General features: G+C 42.9%; 1 protein-coding gene. It reads right to left on the bottom strand.

All coding sequences use genetic code 11. From position 1 onward, the window contains the following. Window positions 1-142 precede the first annotated feature (142 nt). Entirely contained in the window at window positions 143-1369 is a 1227-nt protein-coding gene (locus tag BLV86_RS17360; RefSeq protein ID WP_090820096.1) for an IS110 family RNA-guided transposase, read from the bottom strand. Between the last annotated feature and the right edge of the window lie 357 nt (window positions 1370-1726).

Below are 1726 nucleotides of genomic sequence, written 5' to 3'. Positions count from 1 at the left end.
AGTCCAGCGGTGTGATGTCAAGTGAAAAATAATAATGTTTTGATATATTTTCTGCATCATTTGCTGGAAAAAGGGTAACCTTAATAAACCCTGCGATTTCAGCTTTTTTGAAGCAGGTGGTATTAGCAACAGGAATAAGTTCTTATTCCGCTGCTCGATATAGGCGATTATCTTTCAGCAGTCGAAAGATTAACCGCACAAATTTACGGGCAGTTAATGCGAGTGCACGTTTGTGTTGATGCCTGTTCACTTCTTTATACTTGGAGTGATAGAAGTTGCGGTACTCTGTGTCGCATTTCACGAGAGACAAGGCACCTTCACACAGGTAATACTTTAGGAATCGGTTTCCGGATTGTATGAGTTTTGTGTTTTCAGCTTCAAAGTCACCGGATTGATTCTGAGTCCAAGCTAGGCCTGCATACTTACCAAGCTGAGCTTGAGACGGAAAACGATTGATATCTCCTATCTCCGCAATAATGCCTGCGGAGTATACCGGACCAATACCGGGGATGGATGTCAATACATTTGGGAGGAGTTCCATCTGGGCTTTTATAGCTTTGTCAAACTCCTTGATTTGAGCATCCAATGCCTTTATCGAGGTTATGGATATAGAAAGCACCTGATTAACGGAGTCATTCACCGTCTTGGGTAAACGGTAGGAACTCCTGGCAGCTTTCTGGATGGCTTTGGCTACAGCATCCGGATTAGGGAAGCGGTTCTTTCCCTTTTCCATAATGAAATCTGTAAGCTCTTGTAAGTCCATCGAGGCCAACGCTTCTGCGGATTCAAACTCTTCGTAGACAGCTAAGGCAGTAGTGCTGAAGGTATCGCCAAATACCTTCTCCTGCGTCATCGTAGAATACTTCTTGAATAGGACATTGATGAATCGCTGTTTTTCTTTAACGAGATTCTGAACTGCGAAAAAACGCGCCCTTGTGAGGTTCTGAAGAGCTTTATAACGGTAATCGCTTTGATAGACCTCTTTGTTGATTCTACCGAAACGCAGGCAGTCAGCAATGACATAGGAGTCCACATAATCATTCTTGGGCAGGTCGTTATACGCTTCTTTGAAGTTTTTAACCTGCTTAGGATTGAGGACATGAATCTTCTTGTCATAGGGTACCAGAGTGGCATCTTCCCTTAAGAAATACACGAGGTTGTCACCATAAACAGAAGTGGCTTCGAGACCAATGATTACAGTGTCAAGGGAAAGCGATTTGATCGCTGACAAGATACGTTTTACCAGTTGAGTGGATCCATCGTGAGAATTAGCAACAGAAAAGTTGCTATGCTTACTGCCATCAGGAAGCATCAGGTATACGACATTGGATTTGCTACTCACATCAATACCGACGTAAAGTGGGTTCATGTTATCACCTTCTTTCTATGTTGGATTTGAGTGTTCAATCGGCTTGGTAAAACCCATGATCACGGAGCATCGACACCCTCGCATATAAGAATCCAGCCTAAGATGGACTGATGCGACCCCCCACTGCTAAGAGGCAGGCCATGAACTTAGGCAAACAGCCAGCTGGTTTGAAGCTAACATCCGTGTCAGGGGAACAGACTATGAATGAAGTAACCATTATTGGTTCAACAGGGGGAATCAGAACTGATACCTGATTGACACTAAGGAGCAATTATACCATGGGCTTTACTAAGCCTATTGAACAAAAGTAACTATTAATTTTTTATAAAAAACGGTATCTAAAAGATACTATACGAG

It is taken from the genome of Oribacterium sp. KHPX15 (genome assembly GCF_900107835.1).
In the GTDB taxonomy this organism is placed as follows: domain Bacteria; phylum Bacillota; class Clostridia; order Lachnospirales; family Lachnospiraceae; genus Oribacterium.
Note: the sequence above shows the minus strand (reverse complement) of the source record. Positions and strands in the feature narration are given on the sequence as shown.